General features: G+C 72.5%; 17 protein-coding genes. 12 read left to right on the plus strand and 5 right to left on the minus strand.

The genetic code is table 11. The annotated features are described in order from the left end of the window. Positions 1-31: 31 nt before the first annotated feature. On the minus strand, positions 32-358 hold the full coding sequence (locus ACWH4W_RS23900) for an ANTAR domain-containing protein (RefSeq protein WP_473077908.1): 327 nt from the start codon (positions 356-358) through the stop codon (positions 32-34). 246 nt (positions 359-604) lie between these two features. On the opposite strand from ACWH4W_RS23900, the gene ACWH4W_RS23905 reads away from it, so the two are divergent. Then, positions 605-1,408: a VOC family protein gene (locus ACWH4W_RS23905; protein ID WP_473077909.1), complete on the plus strand. Its 804-nt coding sequence runs from the start codon at positions 605-607 to the stop codon at positions 1,406-1,408. A gap of 21 nt (positions 1,409-1,429) precedes the next feature. On the opposite strand, the gene glgX is transcribed toward ACWH4W_RS23905, so the two are convergent. Beyond that, the gene (gene glgX / locus ACWH4W_RS23910) at positions 1,430-3,574 is read right to left on the minus strand and encodes a glycogen debranching protein GlgX (RefSeq protein ID WP_473077910.1); all 2,145 of its coding nucleotides are present in this window, start codon (positions 3,572-3,574) and stop codon (positions 1,430-1,432) included. After that, positions 3,571-4,083: a pep a2 gene (locus ACWH4W_RS23915; RefSeq protein ID WP_473077911.1), complete on the minus strand. Its 513-nt coding sequence runs from the start codon at positions 4,081-4,083 to the stop codon at positions 3,571-3,573. Before ACWH4W_RS23915 ends, glgX begins: the two co-directional genes overlap by 4 nt. Positions 4,084-4,440: 357 nt before the next feature. Between ACWH4W_RS23915 and ACWH4W_RS23920 the strand changes: the two genes are divergently transcribed. The 6 genes from ACWH4W_RS23920 (at position 4,441) to ACWH4W_RS23945 (ending at position 13,382) form a co-directional block, all read left to right on the plus strand. Next, on the plus strand, positions 4,441-4,743 hold the full coding sequence (locus ACWH4W_RS23920) for a DUF5133 domain-containing protein (RefSeq protein WP_473077912.1): 303 nt from the start codon (positions 4,441-4,443) through the stop codon (positions 4,741-4,743). A 73-nt stretch (positions 4,744-4,816) separates the two neighbouring features. Next, a complete protein-coding gene (locus ACWH4W_RS23925) occupies positions 4,817-6,814 on the plus strand; it encodes an alpha-1,4-glucan--maltose-1-phosphate maltosyltransferase (RefSeq protein WP_473077913.1) in 1,998 nt (665 codons plus the stop codon). Next, positions 6,811-8,547, plus strand: coding sequence for a maltose alpha-D-glucosyltransferase (gene treS, locus ACWH4W_RS23930; protein WP_473077914.1), 1,737 nt, complete (start codon positions 6,811-6,813; stop codon positions 8,545-8,547). Before ACWH4W_RS23925 ends, treS begins: the two co-directional genes overlap by 4 nt. Positions 8,548-8,575: 28 nt before the next feature. Next, a complete protein-coding gene (locus tag ACWH4W_RS23935) occupies positions 8,576-9,934 on the plus strand; it encodes a maltokinase N-terminal cap-like domain-containing protein (protein ID WP_473077915.1) in 1,359 nt (452 codons plus the stop codon). Between the two features lie 4 nt (positions 9,935-9,938). Next, positions 9,939-12,164 (plus strand): 1,4-alpha-glucan branching enzyme, encoded by a 2,226-nt coding sequence (glgB, locus tag ACWH4W_RS23940; protein ID WP_473077916.1) that lies wholly within the window; start codon positions 9,939-9,941, stop codon positions 12,162-12,164. Positions 12,165-12,293: 129 nt separating this feature from the next. Then, positions 12,294-13,382 carry a glutamate--cysteine ligase 2 gene (locus ACWH4W_RS23945; protein WP_473077917.1) on the plus strand — a complete coding sequence of 363 codons (1,089 nt, stop codon included), beginning with the start codon at positions 12,294-12,296 and terminating at the stop codon, positions 13,380-13,382. A 322-nt stretch (positions 13,383-13,704) separates the two neighbouring features. Here the strand turns inward: ACWH4W_RS23945 and ACWH4W_RS23950 are convergent, their stop codons facing one another. Then, positions 13,705-13,938, minus strand: a complete 234-nt coding sequence (locus ACWH4W_RS23950; protein ID WP_473077918.1) for a DUF6480 family protein — start codon at positions 13,936-13,938, stop codon at positions 13,705-13,707. A gap of 127 nt (positions 13,939-14,065) precedes the next feature. On the opposite strand from ACWH4W_RS23950, the gene ACWH4W_RS23955 reads away from it, so the two are divergent. Beyond that, positions 14,066-15,967: an AMP-dependent synthetase/ligase gene (locus ACWH4W_RS23955; RefSeq protein WP_473077919.1), complete on the plus strand. Its 1,902-nt coding sequence runs from the start codon at positions 14,066-14,068 to the stop codon at positions 15,965-15,967. A 147-nt stretch (positions 15,968-16,114) separates the two neighbouring features. Then, entirely contained in the window at positions 16,115-16,549 is a 435-nt protein-coding gene (locus tag ACWH4W_RS23960; protein ID WP_473077920.1) for an ATP-binding protein, read from the plus strand. 20 nt (positions 16,550-16,569) lie between these two features. Here ACWH4W_RS23960 and ACWH4W_RS23965 read toward each other — a convergent pair whose 3' ends face one another. After that, a complete protein-coding gene (locus ACWH4W_RS23965; protein WP_473077921.1) occupies positions 16,570-16,941 on the minus strand; it encodes a PRC-barrel domain containing protein in 372 nt (123 codons plus the stop codon). A gap of 340 nt (positions 16,942-17,281) precedes the next feature. On the opposite strand from ACWH4W_RS23965, the gene ACWH4W_RS23970 reads away from it, so the two are divergent. From ACWH4W_RS23970 to ACWH4W_RS23980, 3 genes are all read left to right on the plus strand, one after another. Beyond that, the gene (locus ACWH4W_RS23970; RefSeq protein WP_473077922.1) at positions 17,282-21,286 is read left to right on the plus strand and encodes a HAMP domain-containing protein; all 4,005 of its coding nucleotides are present in this window, start codon (positions 17,282-17,284) and stop codon (positions 21,284-21,286) included. Further along, a complete protein-coding gene (locus ACWH4W_RS23975) occupies positions 21,283-23,697 on the plus strand; it encodes a SpoIIE family protein phosphatase (protein WP_473077923.1) in 2,415 nt (804 codons plus the stop codon). The genes ACWH4W_RS23970 and ACWH4W_RS23975 overlap by 4 nt, the downstream gene beginning before the upstream one ends. Before the next feature lie 102 nt (positions 23,698-23,799). Beyond that, positions 23,800-24,192 (plus strand): STAS domain-containing protein, encoded by a 393-nt coding sequence (locus ACWH4W_RS23980; protein ID WP_106416549.1) that lies wholly within the window; start codon positions 23,800-23,802, stop codon positions 24,190-24,192. The last annotated feature ends 7 nt before the right edge of the window (positions 24,193-24,199 follow it).

Raw genomic sequence — 24,199 nt, forward strand, 5'->3', positions numbered from 1 at the left:
GAGGGCTCCCGGCCGCGCCCGGCGCCGGGGCTCAGGACTCCGGGGGGACGTCCGGGAGGCGGGTGGGGCCGAGCCGGTCGAGGACCTCCTCGAGGACCGTGCGGACCTCGGCGGGCAGCACGCCCGTGCGTCCCCAGACGAGGATCATGTCGGCGATGCTGCGGAGCTTGATGTTGGTCCGCTGGGACACCTCCTTCAGCACCGTCCAGCCCTGGTCGGGCGAGACCCGCCCGAGCGCGACGATCATTCCGATGGCCTGGTCCACCACCGCGTGCGAGACGACCGCGTCCTTCAGCTGCCGGACTTCTCTCTCCAGCTGGAGGATCCGGTCCGCGCCCCCGTCCGTGGGCATGGTCACCTCCGGTTCCGGTGTGCCGCTCTCGTGCTGCCTTCGTTCGGTGCTTGAGTGCCTTCACCCAGTGTCCGATCCCTCCATGGTCGTCACTCGGCCCGCCTCCTGCCACCGGGGCGGCCCGCGGGTGGCCGGGGGTCACCGTTTCGCGGCCGCCGCCGGGGTACTCGGCAGGCGCCCGGGCCGGTGCTCCGCGGACACTGGTGCCATCCGGGTGGCTGCCGGGCCGACGAAGATCAGGACGCGACCGCTATGAACCACGACATGACCTCCCCCTCCGGTGCGACGGGCGTCGTCTCGGCGCACCCCGTCTACGGGGCGCCCTGCTGGGTGAGTCTGACCAGTCACGATCTCAGGACGACCGAGGACTTCTACGGCGCCGTCCTGGGCTGGGAGTGGCGTCCGATGCGGCTGGGCGACCGGTTCCGGGTCGCCCTGGCGGACGGCCGGCCGGTGGCGGGCGTCGCCGCGGTCGCCGGAATGTGGCAGACGGCGGTGGCGTGGACGCCGTACTTCGCGGTGCGCAGCGCCGACGAGGCGGCGGCGCGGGTGCAGGAGCGCGGCGGGACCGCCGCGGTCGGCCCCCTCTCCCTGCCGCCGGGGCGCGCGGCGCTGCTCGCGGACCGGGATGGGGCGACGTTCGGCGTGTGGGAGGGCGAGCTGTTCTCCGACTGGCACACCTGGCGCCAGGTGCAGCCGGCGTTCATCCGGCTGCACACCCGCGACGCGTTCGACGCGGCGATCTTCTACGGCGAGGTCTTCGACTGGGCGACCGGCGGTCCCGGCGGCTGCGAGGTGGACTACGAGGGCGAGGAGGTGGTGCTGCGCAGCGGCGGGGGCGTGGTGGCGCTCATCACCTCGGGTGCGCTGGGGTCGGCGCCCGACCCGCGGATCCGACCGCACTGGCAGGTCCACTTCACCGTGCCGGACGTGGCCGCCTGCGCCCGCGCCGCCGAGGAGCACGGGGGCGGCGTGCTGTCCCTGGGCCCCGAGGAGGCGGTGCTGAGCGACAACGAGGGCGCCCGGTTCACGGTCACCTCGCGCCGCGGGCACTGACACCTCCCCGGGGCCGCCCGGTCACCGCGCGGTGCGCGACGGGCGGGACAGCAGCACCAGGCTGCGCGCGTCCACGGTCAGCCGGGTGCCCGCCTTGCGCTCCGCCTCGTCGGGGACGCCGTCCGGGTCGGCGGTGTCGATCAGCGCCGTCCACCGTTCGCCGTAGGAGGCGTCCGGCAGCCGGAAGCCGACCGGCTCCCAGTGGCTGTTGAGCAGCAGCAGGAACGAGTCGTCGATGACGGGCCGGCCGCGCGGGTCCGGTTCGGCGATGGCGTCGCCGTTGAGGAACACGCCGACCGAGTGGGCGTCGGGGCGCGTCCAGTCGTCGTCGGTCATCTCCCGCGCGTCGGGCGCCAGCCACACCAGGTCGGGCAGCGGCTGGTCCGCGTGGCGCACGGTCTCGCCCAGGAAGAAGCGGCGCCGGCGCAGCACCGGGTGGTCGCGGCGCAGGGCGATCAGCCGGCGGGTGAAGGCGAGCAGGGCGCGCTGCTCGTCGCCGTGCCGCCAGTCGATCCAGCTGACCTCGTTGTCCTGGCAGTAGGCGTTGTTGTTGCCGCGCTGGGTGCGGCCCAGCTCGTCGCCGTGCGAGAGCATCGGGATGCCCTGCGACAGCAGCAGCGTGGCCAGGAAGTTGCGCTGCTGCCGGGCGCGCAGTTCCCGCACGGCCGGGTCGCGGGTGGGACCCTCCGTGCCGCAGTTCCAGGAGCGGTTGTCGTTCTCGCCGTCCTGGTTGTCCTCGCCGTTGGCCTCGTTGTGCTTGGCGTTGTACGAGACCAGGTCGCGCAGGGTGAAACCGTCGTGCGCGGTGACGAAGTTGACGCTGGCGCGGGGCCGGCGCCGGTGGTGGGCGTACAGGTCGGAGGAGCCGGTCAGCCGGGAGGCGAACTCGCCGAGGGTGTGGTCCTCGCCGCGCCAGAAGTCCCTGACCGCGTCACGGTACTTGCCGTTCCACTCCGACCACAGCGGGGGGAAGTTGCCGACCTGGTAACCGCCCTCGCCGACGTCCCAGGGCTCCGCGATGAGCTTGACGCGGCTGATCACCGGGTCCTGCTGGATCAGGTCGAAGAACGCCGAGAGCCGGTCCACCTCGTGGAACTGCCGGGCCAGCGTGGCCGCGAGGTCGAAGCGGAACCCGTCGACGTGCATCTCGGTGACCCAGTACCGCAGCGAGTCCATGATGAGCTGCAGCACGTAGGGGTGGCGCATCAGCAGGCTGTTGCCGGTGCCGGTGGTGTCGTAGTAGTGCCGCCAGTCGCCGTCCACCAGCCGGTAGTACGAGGAGTTGTCGATGCCCCGGAAGGAGAGGGTGGGGCCCTTCTCGTTGCCCTCGGCGGTGTGGTTGTAGACGACGTCCAGGATCACCTCGAGCCCGGCCGCGTGCAGCGCCTTGACCATCTCCTTGAACTCCGTGACCTGCTGGCCGCGGGTGCCGCGGGCGGAGTAGGCGTTGTGCGGGGCGAAGAAGCCGATGGTGTTGTAGCCCCAGTAGTTGGCGAGGCCCCGGCCCTGGAGCACGCCGTCCTGGACGAACTGGTGCACCGGCATCAGCTCCACCGCGGTGACGCCGAGCGAGGTGAGGTGCTCGATCACCGAGGGGTGCGCCAGACCGGCGTAGGTGCCGCGCAGTTCCGGCGGGACGTCGGGGTGGGTGCGGGTGAGCCCCTTGACGTGGGTCTCGTAGATGACGGTGTCGGAGTACGGGCGGCAGGGGCGTGCGTCGTCGCCCCAGTCGAAGGCCGGGTCGGTCACCACGCCGAGCATGGTGTGGCCCGCGCTGTCCGCCGGGTCGGGCCCGTGGGGGTTCCGCTCGTACAGCGAGGGGTGGTTGTCGATCTGGCCGTCGACCGCGGTGGCGTACGGGTCGAGGAGCAGTTTCGCCGGATTGCAGCGGTGGCCGGCGGCCGGGGCCCAGGGGCCGTGCACCCGGTAGCCGTAGCGCCGGCCGGGTCCGACCCCGGGCAGGTAGCCGTGCCAGACGAAGCCGTCGACCTCGGTGAGCCGCACCGTGCGGTGCCGCCCGTCGTCGTCCACCAGGATCAGGTCGACGCGTTCGGCGACCTCGCTGAACAGCGCGAAGTTGGTGCCCTCGCCGTCGTAGGTCGCGCCCAGCGGGTAGGGGCGCCCGCTCCAGGCGGGCGCCCCTTTCCGGTCGTGTCGCCGGGTCACCGGACCTCCTCCAGGAGGCCGCCGGGCGTTCGCACCCGTGCGGTGACCGTGGTGACGTTCACCTCGCGGGGCAGGTCCAGGCCCTCGCTCTCGCGCGGGTCGGGCGCGGTGGGCACGAGGGGCACGCGTTCGCCGGCGCGGGCGCGCTGCGAGAACCAGATGACCTTGCTGCCGGTCTCGGTGGCGCAGCAGCCCCAGCCGTCGCTGCTGGCGGCGAGGTGCTCGAGGCAGCCGCGCAGCTCCTGGTCGGGGCGCAGCGCGCGGTCGTTGTCCGCGATCGCCGTGATGAGGTGCTGGCCGTTCCACCACATCTCGATCGAGATGTTCTTGTCGGTGGCGTGCTCGTCGATGGCGCGGAGCAGCATCTCGGTGCCGCCGCAGACGGGCTCCATGAGGTTCTCCAGATTCCAGAACCGGAGGTGAGCGGCCAGTATCCGGCTGACCTGTCCCACCCTCTCCGGGCTGACTTCCACGTCGAGGTGGTAGTAGCAGGGCACTGCGGTCTTCATCGTCGGCTCCTCACCGCGAAGCTCGCACTCCTCCCGTCCGGCGGACGGGCCCCCGGACACGGAACGTGAGCGGGTGTCGCTCCTGAGTCACCTTCAGACTGAGGGGGTTGGTCCATTCGTGCAACACGAGCGCACGGGTGAGGCGCACGGGGCGGCATCCGAGCCCATCCGAGCCGCACCGACCCGCACGGTCACCGCGGTTGGGTGGTTGAAATTCCAACAGGACGCCGGGTCACCGTCCGTGCACCATGAGTGAAGACCTCGATCGCCGTTACGGGTCCGTGCACCGGTGCGCACGGCTCCGCCCGACCGTCGGGACAACGCGCACCCATCGAGTCCCGGAGAGGTGAACGGCTCATGCTGCTTCCCGCAAAAGCCGAAGTCGCCCGGCAGTTGCGCCGTTACCGGGCCTGGGAACGCGTGATGCTGGCCGCCCCCGCCGACCACACGGTGCGGGCGACCTTCGAGGACTCCGGCTACACCCTCTGCGTGCTGATGGGGAAGCGCTGCGCGCGGGAGGCGGCCGACGCCGCGGAACGGTACCTGCGCACGACGCTCGTCACCTATCTGCAGGAACAGGACGACCGGCCGCGTCCGGCCGCCACGGTCCGGCACGGTCCGCCGGCCGTCGAGCGGCGCTCCCCGGCGGGAAGGCAATGACCTTCCCGCCTCCATGTGGTCCCACGCCCGGGCGTCTGTCCGGGCATCGCGAGCGGCGGAGGTGCACAGGCCCATGAAGACGACCCCGACCATCGGTCGTGTCCCGGTACGGGACGTCCGGCCGTCCGTCGACCGCGGCAGACGGCCGGCGAAGGCCGTCGTCGGCGAGGCGTTCGAGGTGACGGCGACCGTGTTCCGTGAGGGGCACGACGCGGTGGCGGCCAACGTGGTGCTGAAGGACCCGGAAGGGCGTCCGGGGCCGTTCACGCCGATGCGGGAGCTGGCGCCGGGCACGGACCGGTGGGGCGCGGAGGTGGTCGCGGACGCGCCCGGCCACTGGACCTACCGCGTCGAGGCCTGGGGCGACCCCGTGACGACCTGGCGGAACGTCGCCACCGTCAAGGTCCCGGCGGGCATCGACACCGGGCTGGTCCTGGAGGAGGGCGCCGACCTCTTCGCGCGCGCCGCGGCCGGGGTGCCGCGCGACGCCGGGCAGGACGTGATCCTCGCGGCCGCCGCGGCCCTGCGCGACGACGCCCTCCCCTGCGCCACACGCCTGGCGGCGGCGTTGACGCCGGAGGTGGACGCGGTGCTGGCCCGGCATCCGCTGCGGGAGCTGGTCACCAGCAGCGACCCGCTGCCGCTGCTGGTCGAGCGGGAGCGGGCGCTGTACGGCTCCTGGTACGAGTTCTTCCCCCGCTCGGAGGGCACGCCCGAGCAGCCGCACGGCACCTTCGACACCGCCGCGCGGCGGCTGCCGGCGATCGCGGCGATGGGCTTCGACGTGGTCTACCTGCCGCCCGTCCACCCGATCGGGACGACCTTCCGCAAGGGCCCGAACAACACCCTGGACGCCGGCCCGGACGACGTGGGGGTGCCGTGGGCGATCGGCTCCCCCGAGGGCGGCCACGACGCGGTGCACCCGCGCCTGGGCACCCTGGAGGACTTCACCCGCTTCGTGGCCCGCGCCCGCGAGCTGGGCATGGAGGTCGCCCTGGACTTCGCGCTGCAGTGCTCCCCCGACCACCCCTGGGTGCACAAGCACCCCGAGTGGTTCCACCACCGCCCCGACGGCTCCATCGCGTACGCGGAGAACCCGCCGAAGAAGTACCAGGACATCTACCCCGTCGCCTTCGACGCCGACCTGGACGGGCTGGTCACCGAGACCTGCCGGATCCTGCGGCACTGGATGGACACCGGGGTGCGGATCTTCCGGGTGGACAACCCGCACACCAAGCCGGTGGTGTTCTGGGAGCGGGTGATCGCCGAGATCAACCGCACCGACCCCGACGTCCTCTTCCTGGCGGAGGCCTTCACCCGCCCGGCGATGATGCACACCCTGGCCCAGATCGGTTTCCAGCAGTCCTACACGTACTTCACCTGGCGGAACACCAAGCAGGAGCTGACGGAGTACCTGACCGAACTGACGGGGGAGGCCGCCTCCTACATGCGGCCCAACTTCTTCGCCAACACCCCCGACATCCTGCACGCCTACCTCCAGCACGGCGGCCGGCCCGCCTTCGAGGTCCGCGCCGTCCTGGCCGCCACCCTCTCCCCCACGTGGGGCATCTACAGCGGCTACGAACTGTGCGAGAACACCCCGCTGCGCGAGGGCAGCGAGGAGTACCTCGACAGCGAGAAGTACCAGCTCAAACCCCGCGACTGGGAAGCCGCCGCACGCGAGGGACGCACCATCGCCCCCCTCATCACCCGGCTCAACACCATCCGGCGCGACCACCCCGCGCTGCACCGGCTGCGCAACCTCCGCTTCCACCGGACCGACAACGACCACGTCATGGCGTACAGCAAGCGCAGGGGCTCCGACGTCGTGCTCGTGGTCGTCAACCTCGACCCCCGGCACACCCAGGAGGCGACGGTCTCGCTGGACATGCCGCACCTCGGCCTGGACTGGCACGAGACGGTCCCGGTGCGCGACGAGCTCACCGGCGAGACCTATCACTGGAGCAGCGTCAACTACGTGCGGCTGGAGCCGGGGCGGGCTCCCGCGCATGTCCTGCACGTCCAGCGACCGCCCGCCGCACAGCGGAACGGAGGGCCAGGAACGCCATGACCGTCAACGAGCCGGTGCCGGACACGTTCGAGGACACACCGGTCAGGGACCGTGACCCCGACTGGTTCAAACGCGCCGTCTTCTACGAGGTCCTCGTCCGCTCCTTCCAGGACAGCAACGGCGACGGCGTCGGCGACCTGAAGGGCCTGACCGCCAAGCTGGACTACCTGCAGTGGCTGGGCGTCGACTGCCTGTGGCTGCCGCCCTTCTTCAAGTCGCCGCTGCGCGACGGCGGGTACGACGTCGCCGACTACACCTCGGTCCTGCCGGAGTTCGGCGACCTCGCCGACTTCGTGGAGTTCGTCGACTCCGCCCACCAGCGGGGCATGCGCGTGATCATCGACTTCGTCATGAACCACACCAGCGACCAGCACCCGTGGTTCGAGGAGTCCCGCAAGGACCCGGACGGCCCCTACGGCGACTTCTACGTGTGGGCCGACGACGACACGGGCTACCCCGACGCGCGGATCATCTTCGTCGACACCGAGGCGTCCAACTGGACGTACGACCCGGTGCGCAAGCAGTACTACTTCCACCGCTTCTTCTCGCACCAGCCGGACCTGAACTACGAGAACCCGCGGGTGCAGGAGGAGATCCTGGCGGCCCTGCGCTTCTGGCTGGACCTGGGCATCGACGGGTTCCGGCTGGACGCCGTCCCCTATCTGTACGCGGCCGAGGGGACGAACTGCGAGAACCTGCCGGCGACGCACGCGTTCCTGAAGCGGGTCCGCAAGGAGATCGACACCCAGTACCCCGACACCGTCCTGCTCGCCGAGGCCAACCAGTGGCCCGAGGACGTCGTCGACTACTTCGGCGACTACGCCGCCGGCGGCGACGAATGCCACATGGCCTTCCACTTCCCCGTCATGCCCCGCATCTTCATGGCCGTGCGGAGGGAATCGCGCTACCCGGTCTCCGAGATCCTCGCCAAGACCCCCGCCATCCCCTCCGGCTGCCAGTGGGGCATCTTCCTGCGCAACCACGACGAGCTGACCCTGGAGATGGTCACCGACGAGGAACGCGACTACATGTGGGCCGAATACGCCAAGGACCCCCGCATGCGCGCCAACATCGGCATCCGCCGCCGCCTCGCCCCCCTCCTGGACAACGACCGCAACCAGATCGAACTGTTCACCGCCCTGCTGCTGTCCCTGCCCGGCTCGCCGATCATCTACTACGGCGACGAGATCGGCATGGGCGACAACATCTGGCTCGGCGACCGCGACGCCGTGCGCACCCCCATGCAGTGGACCCCCGACCGCAACGCCGGCTTCTCCTCCTGCGACCCCGGCCGCCTCTACCTGCCCACCATCATGGACCCGGTCTACGGCTACCAGGTCACCAACGTCGAGGCCGCCATGGCCTCCCCCTCCTCCCTGCTGCACTGGACCCGGCGGATGATCGAGATCCGCAAGCAGAACCCGGCGTTCGGCCTCGGCTCCTACACCGAACTGCCCTCCTCCAACCCCGCCGTCCTCGCCTTCCTGCGCGAGGCCCCCCCGAACGGGGAAGAAGGCGACGACCTGGTCCTGTGCGTCAACAACTTCTCCCGCTTCTCCCAGCCCACCGAGCTCGACCTGCGCGAGTTCAAGGGCCGGCATCCGGTGGAGCTGTTCGGCGGGGTGCGCTTCCCGGCCATCGGCGAACTGCCGTACCTGCTGACCCTCGGGGGCCACGGCTTCTACTGGTTCCGGCTCACCCGAGTCGCATCCCGCATCGGCCGACGCCTGTGAGCGTATGCCGGCGAGAGGAGGCGTCACGATGACGAAGACCGCATTCCTGCGCCCGCGGAGCGCGCCCGCCGAGTCCATGGAGTCGCTCGCCGGGCTGCTGCGCGAGTGGCTGCCGCTGCAGCGCTGGTTCGCGGGCAAGGACCGTCCCGTCACCGATCTCGGCGTGCTGTCCACGACCGAGCTGTTCCCGGGCTGTCTGCACGTGCTCGTGCACGCCGCGCACGGCGGCGTGCCCGCCCCCGGCGGCACCCCTCCCGCCGGCGACTGCTACCAGCTCCTGCTCGGGGTGCGGGAGCGGCCCTCGCCCCGTCCGGGCAAGGCGCTCATCGGCACCGTGCGGGACGGCCGGCTGGCCGGCCTGACGGTCTACGACGCCCTCCAGGACCCGCGCGCCGCCCAACTGCTCCTGGAGCGGCTGCGCCGGCCGGGCACGGTGGGCCCGCTGCGCTTCGAGGGCGACCCGGGCCGTGAGGTGCCGTCGGGTCTGGTGCCGCGGGTGCTGAACGCCGAGCAGTCCAACTCCTCGCTGGTGTACGGCGACGAGTACATCCTGAAGGTCTTCCGGCGCATCCAGCCCGGCGTCAACCCCGACCTGGAGGTGCCCGGGGCACTGGCCCGGCAGGGCTGCCACCGGGTGCCCGCGCCGGTGGCCTGGCTGCGCACCACCCACCCGTTCAAGGCGACGCTCGGGGTGCTCCAGCCGTATCTGCGCAACGCCGCCGACGGCTGGACGCTCGCTCTCGACGCGCTCGCCGCCGGGGACGACTTCACCGCGCAGGCGCACGCCCTCGGGCGCGCCACGGCGGACGTGCACCTGGCGCTGTCCTCCGCGTTCCCCGTCGGCGCGCCCGGCGAGAACGGGCGGACGGCCGCGGCGATGACCGAGCGGCTGACCGCCGCCGCGCACGCCGTGCCCGCGCTCCAGCCGTACGTGCCGGGGCTGCGCGGCGCCTTCGCCGCGCTCGCCACCTGCGACGCCGGACCGCCCGCCCAGCGCATCCACGGCGACCTGCACCTCGGCCAGGTGCTGCGGGCGGGGCGCGAGTGGTTCGTGATCGACTTCGAGGGCGAGCCGTCCCGGCCGCTCTCCGAACGGCGCAGCGCCCACTCCCCCGTGCGGGACATCGCCGGAATGCTGCGCTCCTTCGACTACGCCGCCCGGCAGCGCCGTCCCTGGCGCCCGGAGTGGGCGCGGCGCTGCCGCGAGGCCTACTGCGCGGGCTACGCGGCCCGCGCCGGCTGGGACCCGCGCAAGAAGCACGGCCTGCTCCGCGCCTACGAGACGGACCGGGCCGTGTACGAGGTGCTGTACGAGGCACGGCACCGACCCGACTGGCTGCCCGTACCCATGGCGGCGATCGAGCGCCTCGCCGTGAGAGGAGACTGAAGCCGTGGCCCTGCACGAAACGCCGCTGTCAGAATCGGCCGGGTCGGCCCCGTCCGCCGCCGCGAACGGGGCGGCCGCCCCCGCCCTCGATCCGCACGACCGGGGCCGTCTGCTGGCGGGCGCCCACCACGATCCGCACGCCCTGCTGGGCGCCCGCCCGGTGCCCGGCGGCATCGCCTTCCGGGCGCTGCGCCCCTTCGCCCGCGAGGTGAGCGTGGTCGTCGACGGCGAGCGCACCCCGCTCGTGCCGGAGGGCGACGGCCTGTTCTCCGCCGTGCTGCCGCTGGACGAGATCCCCGACTACACGCTCGCGGTGGCGTACGGGGACGACGAGCCGGTGGAGACGCACGACCCGTACCGGTTCCTGCCCGCGCTCGGCGACTTCGACCTGCACCTGATCCGCGAGGGCCGGCACGAGGAGCTGTGGACGGCGCTCGGCGCGCACCCCATGGTCCACCAGGGCGTGACCGGCACCCGCTTCACCGTGTGGGCGCCCAACGCCCTCGGGGTGCGGCTCGCCGCGGACTTCACGTACTGGGACGGGACGGCGTTCCCGATGCGCTCGCTGGGCTCGTCCGGGGTGTGGGAGCTGTTCCTGCCGGGCGTCGGCGAGGGCACCCGCTACAAGTTCGAGATCCACTCGCGCCACGGCCACCGGTTCCTCAAGGCGGACCCGATGGCCCGCCGGACCGAGGCGCCGCCGAACACCGCGTCGGTGGTCACCGCCTCGCACTACGCGTGGGGCGACGCGGAGTGGATGGCGCGGCGCGGGGAGCGGCCCGTGCACGAGGCGCCGTTCTCGGTGTACGAGGTGCACCTGCCGTCGTGGCGGCCGGGGCTCACCTACCGGCAGCTCGCCGAGCAGCTCCCCGCGTACGTGAAGGACCTGGGCTTCACCCACGTCGAGCTGATGCCGGTCGCCGAGCACCCGTACGGGCCGTCCTGGGGCTACCAGGTCACCGGCTTCTACGCGCCCACCGCGCGGCTCGGCACCCCGGACGACTTCAAGCACCTGGTCGACGCGCTGCACCGGGCCGGCATCGGCGTGATCATGGACTGGGTGCCCGCCCACTTCCCGCGCGACGACTGGGCGCTGGCCCGCTTCGACGGGGAGCCGCTGTACGAGCCCGGCGACTCCCGGCGCGCCGAGCACCCCGACTGGGGGACGTACACCTTCGACTACGCCCGCACCGAGGTGCGCAACTTCCTGGTCGCGAACGCCGTGTACTGGTGCCAGGAGTTCCACATCGACGGGCTGCGGGTCGACGCGGTCGCCTCCATGCTCTACCTCGACTACTCGCGCGAGGACGGCGGCTGGGAGCCCAACGTCCACGGCGGCCGGGAGGACCTGGCGGCGATGGCGTTCCTCCAGGAGATGAACGCCACCGTGTACCGGCGCTGCCCCGGCGTGGTGACCATCGCCGAGGAGTCCACGGCGTGGGGCGGGGTGACCCGGCCCACCGACACCGGCGGGCTCGGGTTCGGGCTGAAGTGGAACATGGGCTGGATGCACGACTCGCTGGAGTACGTCGCGCACGAGCCGGTGCACCGCAAGTACCACCACCACGAGATGACCTTCGCGATGGTGTACGCCTACAGCGAGAACTACGTGCTGCCGATCTCCCACGACGAGGTCGTGCACGGCAAGCAGGCGCTGGTGTCGAAGATGCCGGGCGACTGGTGGCAGCGGCGGGCGAACGTCCGCGCCTACCTGGGCTTCATGTGGGCCCACCCGGGCAAGCAACTGCTGTTCATGGGACAGGAGTTCGCGCAGGGCGCGGAGTGGTCCGAGGAGACGGGGCCGGAGTGGTGGCTGCTGGACGAGGGGTACCACTCCGCGGGTGACCACCGCGGGGTGCAGGACCTGGTCCGCGACCTCAACGCGCGCTACCGGGACCGTCCGGCGCTGTGGCAGCGCGACACCGACCCGTCCGGCTTCCGCTGGGTCGCGGTGGACGCCGCCGACGACAACGTCTTCGCGTTCCTGCGGTACGACGCGAAGGGGCGGCCGCTGCTCGCGGTGTCGAACTTCTCCCCCGTGGTGCGGCACGACTACCGGCTCGCCGTCGGGGACGACGCGGTCGCCTGGGAGGAGGTCCTCAACACCGACGCCGCCCGCTACGGCGGCGGCGACGTCGTGAACCCGGACCCGGTCAAGCCCGAGGACGGGCGGGTCCGGCTCACCCTTCCCCCGCTCGCGACGGTGTGGCTGGCGCCCACGCCGCTGTAGGCCGCACGCCGGCGCCCGGTGGCCCTCCGCCGACGACACCAGGTGTTCCGCGCCTCGCGCGGGGCATGCGGGTCGTACGGCCGAGGGTTGCTCGGCGTCGACGCGGCAGGCGAGAAGGGCGGGCATCAGGTGCGCACCGTGGGAGTGGAGGAGGAACTCCTCCTGGTCGATCCGGAGACCGGCGAACCGCGGGCGATGTCCGCGGCGGTGCTCGCCCGCGCCGAGCGGGAGGACGCCGGACAGGACGTCTTCGAGAAGGAACTGCACGAGCAGATGGTGGAGTTCGCCACCCACCCGCAGTCGTCCATGGAGCGCCTGCACGCAGAGATCGCCCGCTGCCGCAAGGAGGCCGCGCGCCACGCCGAGGAGATCGGCTGCACGGTCGCCGCGCTCGCCACGTCGCCGCTGCCGGTCAGCCCGGCGATCGGCGTCAACGAGCGGTACCGGTGGATGGAGGAGCAGTACGGCATCGCCACGCGCGAGCAGCTGGTCATGGGCTGCCACGTACACGTGTCGGTGGAGTCCGACGAGGAGGGCGTCGCCGTCCTCGACCGGCTGCGGCCGTGGCTGGCGGTGCTGACCGCGCTGAGCGCCAACTCGCCGTTCTGGCAGGGCAAGGACTCGGGGTACGCGAGCTACCGCAGCCGGGTGTGGCAGCGCTGGCCGTCGGCGGGGCCGACCGAGCCGTTCGGGTCGCCGGAGCGGTACCACCGTCGGGTCGCGGAGATGGTGGCGACCGGCGCGATCCTCGACGAGGGCATGGTCTACTTCGACGCCCGGCTGTCCCAGCGCTACCCGACGGTGGAGGTGCGCGTCTCCGACGTCGCGCTGCACGCGGAGACGGCCGGGCTGGTGGCCACGCTGACGCGGGCGCTGGTGGAGACGGCGGCGCGCGAGTGGCGGGACGGCCGGGAGCCGGTCGATCCGGGGGTGTCCCTGCTGCGGCTGGCCGCCTGGCAGGCGGCCAGCGCCGGTCTCACCGGCGAGCTGCTGCACCCGGGGACGATGCGCAGGATGCCCGCCGAGGCGGTCGTCCGCGCCCTCCTCGACCACACCGCGGACGCCCTCGCCGACCACGGCGACCTGGACCGCGCCCGTGAGGGCTGCGCACGCCTCCTGCGCGACGGCAACGGCGCCATGATCCAGCGCGACCTCCTGGAGCGCACGGAGAGCCTGCGTGACGTGGTCACGGAGTGCGTCCGCCATACGCAGGCGTAGCCCGGAGGTGAGGCTGCCGGCGCCCTCCACGCCCACGAGGCCCCGTATGCCGGAGGTCGCCCGGCCGGCGCCCGCACGCACACGTCGTCGCCGGTCCGGCCGCGCTGCCGGACGGCCCGCGGGGACGTGTCGGCGCCTGCCCCGACGGCAGCGCCCGCTCCGCGTCGACGGTCTCCCGTACGTCCTCACCGAGGCGTGGCCCAGCGGCGGCCCGGGCGGGGACGAGACGGTCGTGCGACGCTCCCCGGCCGACGGGGCGGCGCCGCGCGGGACCCCGCCGCCGGCACCCGGTGCCGGCGGCCGTGGCGGCGGGCCGGGCCGGTCAGACGAGCAGGTTGATCGCGTAGACCAGGAAGAACGCCGCGAAGAAGGCGACCACGACGAGGATCGCGGTCAGGGGGCCCTTGGCCCAGCCCTTGGTGGGGTTGTGGGTCTCGTAGGGACCCGCCTCGGGCATGCTGCTCTCCGCGGGCGGGGTTTCGCCCGGTGGGACGCCGCCACCCGCTTCGAGGCCGGTGGTGCGTTCCGGATCGGGATCGGGATTGACGTAGGTCATGGGGACCGGGTCCCCCGAAAGCGGCCGGATCATCAGTGCGGACACACTTGACCTGATCCCGGCCCGGGGCCCGGCCCGCTGGACTACATTCATGCACCGCCACCCCCGTTCCCGTGAGGAGCAGTGCATGCGCGACCTCGCTCTCGCTCCCCCGTCCGCCCCGCCCCTGACCGGCGGCCTCGCCGACAGCCTGTTCGCGAGGGCGGCCGAGAACCCGGCCATGCCCGTGCTCGCCCGCCGCACCGGTCCGGCCTCCGCCACCTGGGAGGAGGTGACCGCCGTCGAGTTCCGCGACGAGGTGGTCGATCTGGCCAAGGGCCTGATCGCGTCCGGCGTCTCGCCCGGCACCCGCGTCGCGATCATGGCGCGCACCCGCTACGAGTGGACCGTCCTGTGCCACGCCCTGTGGGCGGTGGGCGCCGAGGTCGTGCCGGTCTACCCGACCTCCTCGCGGGAACAGGTCGAGTGGATCCTGCGTGACTCCGGCTGCGTGGCGGTGCTGGTCGAGGACGAGCAGAGCGTGATGACCGTGGGCTCGGTGTGCGCCCGGCTGCCCCGCCTGCGGCACGTGTGGCAGCTCGACGCGGGAGCGCTGGACCAGCTGGTCGCGCGCGGCGAGGCGATCCCGGCGGCCACGGTCGACTCACTGCGGCGGATCGTGGTGCCGGACTCCACGGCCGTGGTGGCGTACACCTCCGGCACCTCGGGGCACGCCATGGGCTGCGCCCTCAGCCACCGCGGGCTGGCGTTCGTCTGCGACACGCTGCTGGCGGGCTGGGGCCATGTCGCGGCGCCGCCCGGCGAGCAGGGGTCCGTGCTGGCGTTCCTGCCGTTCTCGCACGTCTACGGACTGATGATCCAGAGCCTGTGCGTCCGCGGCGGCCTGCTGATGGGGCACGAGCCGGACCTCGGCGCGGAGGCGCTGTCCACGGCGCTGCGCACCTTCCGGCCCACCTACCTGTACGCGGTGCCGTCCCTGCTGGAGAAGATCTACAAGAACTTCCTGCGCGCCTCGCAGCAGTCGGGGCGCGGCGCGCTGTTCGAGCGGGCCGCCGCGACCGCGCGGGACTTCGCGGCGGCGACGGAGCGGCAGCGGCTCGGGCGCGGCTCCGGCCCCGGTCTCGACCTGCGGATGCAGCACGCCCTGTACGAGCGGACCGTCTACCGCAAGCTGCGGGCGACGCTCGGCGGCCGGGTGCTGCGGGCCACGTCCGGCGGCTCGCCGCTCGCCCGCGACCTGTCCCTCTTCTACGAGGGCATCGGCATCTACGTGCACGACGGCTACGGCCTCACCGAGACCGGCGGCGGCGTGACCATGCAGCCGTACGGCCGGGAGAAGTCGGGCACCGTCGGGCAGCCGCTGCCGGGCACCGCGATCGAGGTGGCCGCGGACGGGGAGATCCTGGTGCGCGGGCCGTCGGTGTTCCAGGGGTACCTGGGCGACCCGGCCGCCACCCGCGCGGCCCTGCGGGACGGCTGGCTGGCCACCGGCGACCTGGGCCGGCTGGACGGCGAGGGCTACCTCACGATCACCGGCCGCAAGAAGGACATCATCGTCACCAGCAGCGGCAAGAGCGTGGCCCCGGCCGCCCTGGAGCAGCGGCTGCGGATGCATCCGCTGGTGCACCAGGCGGTGGTGGTGGGCGACAACCGGCCGTGCGTGGGCGCCCTGATCACCCTGGACCCGGACTTCCTGGCCGACTGGCGGGCGGCGCTGTCGCTGCCCGGCGACGCCCCGGCCCGCGAGGCGCGCGAGGAGAACGCCCTGCGGGAGGAGATCGGGCGGGCGGTCGCCGCGGCCAACAGCAGCGTGTCCCGCTCGGAGTCGATCCGCGTGTTCCGCGTGCTGCCGGAGCCGTTCGACGTGTCCAACGGCCTGCTGACACCGTCGATGAAGCTGCGGCGGGACGAGATCGTGCGCCGGTACGCGCTGGAGATCGACGCGATGTACCAGTCCCGCACCCGTCCGGCGCGCACCCCGGCGCCGGCCGACGCGTCGGTGTGGGACGAGGACAGCGTCTTCCGCTGATCATGTCGCGACGGCGTGCGGGGTTTGTCACCCCACGCCGTCGGGCAGGCGGGCGCGTAGGCTCCGCCCGCACGGGAACCCACAGATCGGGGAACGCACGAAAGCAGCGACGACCGCCCCGGTTGTGGCCGGGGCCTGGAAGGCGACATGGCACCCGAGCCGCAGAGGGACAGGACACTGACCGGCGAGGAGATCACGAGCCGCATCGCCAGCTTCCCGGGGGAGCTGCACGATGTGACGGACGCGCGTCTGGTCGCGGAGGAATTCCTCTTCGACCTGGCCCGCGCGTCGGCGCCGACAGCGCCGGAGCACTGGGACGACATACTCCTGGTGGTGACGGAACTGGCCGCCAACGCGGTGCAGTACGCCCCCGGTCCGTTCGAGCTGCGACTGCGCCGCACGTTCGACGGGGTGCACGTCGTGATGCACGACACCAGCACCACCGAGCCGGCCCCGCGCCCGTTCCATCCGCACAGCGGCGGGGGCGGCATCGGGTGGCATCTGATCCACACGCTCTGCGACCAGGTGAGCGTCGTGACCCACGAGCGCGGCAAGGACATCCACGTCTTCCTGCCGTGGTGACGCGGCCGCCGCGCCCGCGCTCATCCGGCGGGCCGCTCCTGGCGGAGCAGCTCGCTGTAGTAGAGGCCGACGGCGGTGAGATAGACGGGGTCCATGGTCTCGCTGTCGGTGCGGAAGCGCGGCGCGGCCTTCAGCTCGGCCCGGGTGCAGGACACCGTCAGCTTCCGCTCCGCGGTGTCCACGGACGTGACCACGCCGACGGGCACCAGGAGGCTGCGGCCGAACACCCACACTCCGGTGTCCACGACGAGATGCGGCATGCCGTGATGGCCGGCCTGGCGGTCCACATGGCCGGCGGTGCCGTCGCTCGCGACGACGGTGAACCCCGTCAGGTCCGCCCCGCGGACGTGGTCCAGGTCTGACGCGTACGACCAGATGATGTCGGTGGGCACTGCTTCCGGCCTCCCCGAATGACGACTGCTCCCCATGACAGGAGCGGGGCCGGACTCCGCCCCTCTCCACCTGAGCAGATACCCCTCAGGCGCGCACACATTCGAACGGCGCCCCTCGAAAGCGGCCAACCTGGCGCGGCCACCGTGAAACCCAGTCATGTACCCCCGTTCCGCGGATACATGCCCGCCGTCCACCGTGATTCTCGGCGGGTCCGGCGAGCACCCGGACCCGGCTTTGTCGCGCGCCCGCGAGGTGGGTTAACCTGCGGCGTATTTCTCGTCGCGCGACTCCGCTGATCTGCGGGAATGCGCACTGAATGGGGCCGGAGCGAGGGTGCGCATGACCAGCAGAAGCACCGAGGGGACCGACACGGTGCCGGGGGACAAGGAGCTGAGGCAGCTCCTCGCCGGGCTGACGGCCGTCCGGGACGGGGACTTCGGGACCCGGCTCCCGGGCGACGCCGACGGACTCATGGGGGACATCGCCAAGGTCTTCAACGGGATGGTGGACCAGCTCTCGCTGTTCACCTCCGAAGTGACCCGTGTGGCACGCGAGGTGGGGACCGAGGGGACGCTCGGCGGTCAGGCGCAGGTGCCGGGGGTCTCGGGCACCTGGGCGGACCTCACCGACTCGGTGAACGCCATGGCGGGCAACCTGACGGCGCAGGTCCGCAACGTCGCCCAGGTGACGACGGCGGTGGCGAAGGGCGACCTGTCGCAGAAGATCACCGTCGACGCCCGCGGCGAGATCCTCGAGCTCAAGAACACCATCAACACGATGGTCGACCAGCTCTCCGCCTTCGCCGACGAGGTCACCCGCGTCGCCCGCGAGGTCGGCACCGAGGGCCGGCTCGGCGGACAGGCGGACGTGCAGGGGGTCAAGGGCACCTGGCGCGATCTGACCGACTCGGTGAACTTCATGGCCGGCAACCTCACCGGTCAGGTGCGCAACATCGCGCTGGTGGCGACGGCGGTCGCACAGGGCGACCTGTCGCAGAAGATCACCGTCGACGCCCGCGGCGAGATCCTCGAACTCAAGAACACCATCAACACGATGGTCGACCAGCTCTCCGCCTTCGCCGACGAGGTCACCCGCGTCGCCCGGGAAGTGGGCACCGAGGGCCGGCTCGGCGGACAGGCCCAGGTACGGGGCGTGTCGGGCACCTGGAAGGACCTCACCGACAACGTCAACGTGATGGCGTCCAACCTGACCGGTCAGGTGCGCTCCATCGCCCAGGTCGCCTCCGCGGTGGGCCGGGGCGACCTGTCGCAGCGGATCCGCGTCGAGGCGGCCGGCGAGGTCGCGGCGCTCGCCGACGTCATCAACACGATGGTGGACACGCTGTCCGCGTTCGCCGACGAGGTCACCCGCGTCGCCCGTGAGGTCGGCACCGAGGGCCGGCTCGGCGGACAGGCCCACGTGCCCGGGGTCGCGGGCACCTGGAAGGACCTCACCGACAACGTCAACTCCATGGCGAACAACCTCACCGGCCAGGTGCGCAACATCGCGCTGGTGACGACGGCCGTGGCGAAGGGCGACCTGTCGAAGAAGATCGACGTCGACGCGCGCGGCGAGATCCTGGAGCTGAAGACGACCATCAACACGATGGTCGACCAGCTCTCCGCGTTCGCCCAGGAGGTCACCCGCGTCGCCCGCGAGGTCGGCACCGAGGGCCGGCTCGGCGGACAGGCGGAGGTCGAGGGCGTCTCCGGCACGTGGAAGCGGCTCACGGAGAACGTCAACGAGCTGGCGGGGAACCTCACCCGGCAGGTGCGCGCGATCGCCGAGGTGACCAGCGCGGTCGCCGAGGGCGACCTGACCCGCTCGGTGAACGTGGAGGCGTCCGGCGAGGTCGCCGAGCTGAAGGACAACATCAACGCGATGGTGGAGTCCCTGCGCGAGACCACCCGGGCCAACCAGGAGCAGGACTGGCTCAAGACCAACCTGGCCCGGGTGTCCGGGCTGATGCAGGGCCACCGCGACCTGCCCGTGGTCGCGGAGCTGATCATGGACGAGCTGGTGCCGCTGGTGTCCGCCCAGTACGGCGCCTTCTACCTCGCGGAGGACGGCGAGGACGGTCCCGAGCTGCGCCTCGTCGGCTCCTACGGCTACCCGGACGACAGCGAGCGGCCGACCCGGATCCCCTTCGGCAAGACCCTCGTCGGGCAGGCCGCGCGCAGCCGGCGCACCATCCTGGTGGACGCGCTGCCGCCGGACTACGTGACCATCTCCTCCGGACTCGGCCAGGTGGTGCCGACCGCCCTGGTGCTGCTGCCGATCGTGGTCGAGGGCCAGGTCCTCGGCGTGATCGAGCTGGCGTCGGTGACCCCGTTCACCCAGATCCACCAGGACTTCCTGGCACAGCTCATGGAGACCATCGGCGTCAACGTCAACACCATCGTGGCGAACGCCCGCACCGACGAGCTGCTGGTGGAGTCGCAGCGGCTGACCGCCGAACTGCAGGAGCGGTCGGCGGAGTTGCAGACCCAGCAGGAGGAGCTGCAGCGGTCCAACGCCGAACTGGAGGACAAGGCGGCGCTGCTGGCCTCGCAGAACCGGGACATCGAGGCGAAGAACCTCCAGATCGAGCAGGCCCGGCAGGAACTCGAGGCGCGGGCGCAGCAGTTGTCGCTCGCCTCGAAGTACAAGTCGGAGTTCCTGGCGAACATGAGCCACGAGCTGCGCACCCCGCTCAACAGCCTGCTGATCCTGGCCCAGCTGCTCGCCCAGAACCCCTCGCGCAACCTCTCCCCCAAGCAGGTGGAGTACGCGCAGATCATCCACTCGGCGGGGTCGGACCTGCTCCAGCTGATCAACGACATCCTCGACCTGTCGAAGGTCGAGGCCGGGAAGATGGACGTCAGCCCCGAGCGGGTGGAACTGCGCCGGCTCGTCGAGTACGTCGAGGCCACCTTCCGGCCGATGACCATGCAGAAGAGCCTGGACTTCACGGTCACCACGGCGCCGGGCGCGCCCGCGGACCTGCTCACCGACGACTCGCGGCTGCGTCAGGTGCTGCGCAACCTGCTGTCCAACGCGGTGAAGTTCACCGAGCGGGGCCAGGTGGAGCTGCGGATCGAGCCGGCCCCGGACGACGAGGTGCCCGGCGAGGTGCTGCGGGGCGGTCCCGTGGTCGCCTTCCGGGTGCGGGACACCGGGGTGGGCATCCCGGAACAGCACCTGGAGTCGATCTTCGGCGCCTTCCAGCAGGCCGACGGCACCACCAGCCGCAAGTACGGCGGCACCGGGCTGGGGCTGTCCATCACCCGGGAGATCGCGCACCTGCTGGGCGGCGCGGTCACCGTGGACAGCGTCGCCGGACAGGGGTCCACGTTCACGCTGTTCCTGCCGGTGGCCCGGCCGGACTTCGAACAGCAGCTGCGGCCCGCGCCGGCCGTGGAGAGCGAGCCGGCCGGCGAGGAGCTGCCGGAGGCCGCCTCCCGCCGGGCGCCCGCGATCGAGGCCGCTCCGGCCGAGCCGGGACAGCGCCCGCGCCGGCTGCTGGTGGTGGAGGAGCGGCCCCGGGGACTGCTCACGCTGGTCGCGGAGAGCGTGGTGCAGGACGTCACGCACGCGGGCGGCGGCTCCCGGCCGTCGGTGGACATCATCACCGCCGTCGGCGCCCAGGAGGCGGCCGGCGCGCTGGCCACCGACCCCTGTCACTGCGTGGTGCTGGAGCTGGGCATGGCGGAGGCGGAGGTGACCCGCTTCCTGGAGGCGCTGCGCGGGGACTCCGCCCTGGCGAGCGTGCCCGTCCTGGTGCACAGCGGGCACCGCGCCGACGCCGACGTGGAGGCGGCCCTGCGCTCCCGCGCCTCGGGCACGGCGCTGGAGTTCCTGTCCAGCCTGGACGAGCTGCGGGAGCGGATCGCGCTGCACCTGTCGGCGGAGGAGCCCGGTGACGTGCTGTCGCTGGTGCGCCCGGACGAGGTGCAGCGGGCGACGCCGGAGGCCGTGGTGGACGGCTCGTTCGCGGGCCGGACCGTGCTGGTCGTGGACGACGACGCGCGCAACCTGTTCGCGCTGAGCGGCATCCTGGAGCTGCACGGTTTCCGGGTGCTGCACGCCGAGGACGGCCGCAAGGGCATCGAGAGACTGGTGGAGAACCCGGACGTGGCGCTGGTCCTGATGGACGTGATGATGCCCGAGCTGGACGGGTACGCCGCCACGGCCGAGATCCGGACGATGCCGCAGTACGCGGACCTGCCGATCATCGCGGTGACCGCGAAGGCGATGCCCGGGGACCGGGAGAAGAGCCTCGCGTCGGGCGCCAGCGACTACGTCACCAAGCCGGTCGACAGCCGTGAGCTGATCGCCTGCGTCCGCCGTTGGCTGCCGGCATGAGCGTCGACGAGCACGTGGGCGAGCCGCCGCCCGAGGAGATGGAGCTGCGGCGCACCCCGGCAGGACCCGCCGGGGTGGCCACCGACTCCCCCGTGGGCCGGCTGGCGGCGACGGTGGACCGGCTGAGCCGTGAGGTGCGCGCCGCGCAGGCGGAGGCCGAGGGGCGGGCGCTGATCGAGCTTGCCAAGGGCATCCTCGTGGAGCGCCTCGGCTGCGGTCCCGCGCAGGCGGCCCGGCAGCTCGCCGAGCTGACCGAGCAGGCCGGGACGACCCAGCTGGAGTTCGCGGTCGAGGTGATCAACCAGGCCGCCCGGGACCGGATGTCCGAGGTGACCAACGCCTTCCTGGCCGCCACCCGGGCGGCCGGCGAGGCGGAGGCGGACCCGGCGGCCGTACGGCTGCGGGCGGCGGAGAGCGGGGCGCTGGCCGCCGACGACACCCAGGCGGTGGCCGAGTCGCTGCTGGAGCAGGCGCTGCGTCCGCTGGGCGCGGTGGCCGTGGCGATCTGGGCGGCCGGCGCCGACGGGTCGCTGACCCTGGCGGGCAGTGCGGGCTTCTCCCCCGCCGAGGCGGCGCGCTGGTACTACGTGCCGCCGGACGTGGCGACGGTCGCGCGGTGCGGTCTGGCCGAGCGCGACGGGCTGTGGATCGAGTCGCTGTCCCGGCGGGGGCTGCCCAGCGTCGGCCGGCACCACCATCCGGACGGCGGCCGTGCGGCGGTGCCCGCCGGCACCGGGGGGCGCGTGTACGGGGTGCTGGAGATCGTCTGGCCGACGCCGCTGCCCCCGCAGCCGCCGCAGATCGTGCGGCAGGTGGAGGCGCTGGCCGAGCTGTGCGCGCACACCCTGGAGACGTTCACCGTGCCGGACGACCCCAGCCGGCCGCCGCGGGTGCTGCCGGACGCCGCGGAGCTGATGGACCTGGCCGACGGGCTGTACGACCCGGCCCTGGTGCTGGTGCCGCACCTGGACGAGTCGGGGAACCTGCTCGACTTCCGCATCCAGCACGTCAACAGCCGCTTCCTGGACCCCGCGGGCCGGCCGCGCGGCATGGTCAGCGGGGCGCTGCTGCTGGAGGCGTACCCGATGGCCGCCGGGGAGAGCGAGCTGTTCCAGCGGATCGAGCGGGTGTACGCCACGGGTGAGCCGTTCCGGGCCCGGCGCATGCACCTGACCGCGCTGGTCGACCAGGTGCCGCTGTCGGCGGTCGCGGACATCAGCGTGAGCCGGCACGGCGCGGGGATCCTGTTCATCTGGCGGATCGAGGACGAGACGGCCCGGCTGGCGAGCCTGCTGCAGCACGCGCAGCGGCTCGGCCGGATCGGCGGGTTCGAGGAGAACCTGCTGACCGGGGAGATCACCTGGAACGGCCAGCTGTTCGATCTGTACGGGCGTCCTGAGACCAGTCCGCCGGTGCCGCTGGAGGACCTGCCGGCGCACGCCCACCCGGACGACGCGGTCACCATCGGCCGTTTCCTGCGCACGCTGCTGCACCACCGGCGGCCGGCCTCGGCCGCCTTCCGGCTGCAGCGGCCCGACGGGGTGACCCGGCACATCCGGGTGGTCGCCGAGCCGGTGCTGGACACCGACGGGCGGCTGCTCACCGTACGGGGCGCCTATCAGGACATCTCGGCGCAGCACTGGACCGAGGTGGCGCTGGCGGCGACCCGCGACCAGCTCGCCCACACCGAGCAGCACGCCAGCGAGCGGGACCGGCTGGCGCTGCAGCTGCAGCGCGCGATCATGCCGCCCGCGCAGGCGCCGCTGCAGGTGCCCGACCTGGACGTGGCCGTGCGCTACCGGCCCGCCGAGACGGAGCAGCTGGTCGGCGGCGACTGGTACGACGCGGTGGTGCTGCCGTCCCGGCTGGTGCTGCTGTGCGTGGGCGACGTCGCCGGTCACGGCATCGAGGCGGCGACCAGCATGGTGGTGCTGCGCAACGCGCTGCGCGGACTCGCCGTCACCGGCGCGGGGCCGGGACAGCTGCTGTCGTGGCTCAACATGGTGACGCACCATCTGACCGGCGGGGTCACGGCCACCGCCGTGTGCGGCCTGTACGACCCGGCCACCCGCACCCTGCGCTGGGCGCGGGCCGGCCATCTGCCGCCGGTGCTGGTGCGCGGCTCCGAGGCGGTCCCGCTCCCCCCGGTGCAGGGTCTGCTGCTGGGCGCCGTGCCCGAGGCGCGTTACGAGGAGGGGGAGGTGCAGCTCGCCGCGGAGGACAACCTCCTCATGTACACGGACGGGCTGATCGAGCGCCGGGACCGCTCGGTGGAGGAGTCGCTGACGCATCTGCTCACCACCGCGGCCACGGTGCCGGGCACGCTCGACCAGCGGTTGGACCGGCTGCTCACGTACAGCAGGTCGGACACCGACGACGACACCTGCATCGTGGGGATCAGGGTGGGGTAGGTCACCCGTGCGGCCGATCGGGCGGGCGCAGGCATGAAGGAGCGATTCGGGGGTACGCGCGGCTGCGCGACGAAGAGCTTGATCACCTTGTTGGAGGTACTCGTGCCCATTGCCCAGGACCCGTTGTCCGTAGAGGTGACCCTTCCCCGTGAGGATGTGGCGCTGCTCACGGTGGAGGGTTACTTGGACGTCGACACGGCGACCGAGTTCCAGCACCACCTGGCCAACCAGCTGCACCACGGCCGCCGGCACTTCCTGCTGGATCTGTCGGCGGTCCCCTTCATGGACTCCTCCGGCATGAACATCATCCTGCGCGTCTACCAGGAGGCGCGGGAGCTGCCGGGGAGCGTGCACATCATCTCCCCCACCCCGGCCGTGCGCCGGATTCTCGACCTGACGGGCGTCAGCATCACCGTGCCCGTCTCGGGAAGCGTCGACGAGGCGCTGGAGCGCGTGGACCGGCACGAGCCGGCCCCGGCCGAGCCCGAGGCCTGAGCAAGCC

It is taken from the genome of Streptomyces sp. DSM 120436 (assembly GCF_055778765.1).